Source organism: Cysteiniphilum sp. 19S12-1 (assembly GCF_052030685.1).
Classification (GTDB): Bacteria; Pseudomonadota; Gammaproteobacteria; order Francisellales; family Francisellaceae; genus Caedibacter.
Genome location: NZ_JBQAJM010000104.1, coordinates 1 through 535, shown reverse-complemented (window position 1 = coordinate 535; position 535 = coordinate 1). Strand labels below are relative to the sequence as shown.

General features: G+C 40.7%; 1 protein-coding gene. It reads left to right on the top strand.

Annotation, left to right across the window (positions count from 1 at the left end; genetic code table 11):
- Positions 1–264 precede the first annotated feature (264 nt).
- Positions 265–535 (top strand): helix-turn-helix domain-containing protein (locus tag ACTS4L_RS11435; RefSeq protein ID WP_440652081.1); only part of this gene is annotated, 271 nt, incomplete at its 3' end.

Sequence of the window (535 nt, the reverse complement as noted above, 5' to 3'; positions counted from 1 at the left end):
ATCTACTGAATTGGCGTGATCTATCACAATTGGCATTGTTCTGGCATTCACGTGATTTACTTGTCCCATATCAATGGCGTTACGCCAATGAGTAAGACAAGATAAAACCGTTCAACGGTCAATTCCCACACTATCGTCATCCCTGTTGTTGCGGTGAATGTGTTGTAATCGAAATGGTTGATCCAATGTGATCAAAATTTCAGGTGAAACAACGTAAAACACAATATAAAAAATGAAAAAAACAACAAAACAGGAGCTTATCTTATGGCAAGTGACATTGCACTCTTTCGGCTGTCGGTATTAGGAACGTTAACATCACGTGTTTCATTAGCACGGGGTGAAGTCAAAGCATTGATTAATGCACAATCGCAATTGCACTTTAACGTGCCAAACAGCCGCAAAACACAGATATCACCGCGAACCATTGAACGTTGGTATCATCATTGGCGTCGATCAGGGATTGAGGGATTAGAACCAAAACCACGTTCAGATAAGCAAAAGAGTAAACTAACCGAGGAAGCAAAGCGCTTATTGA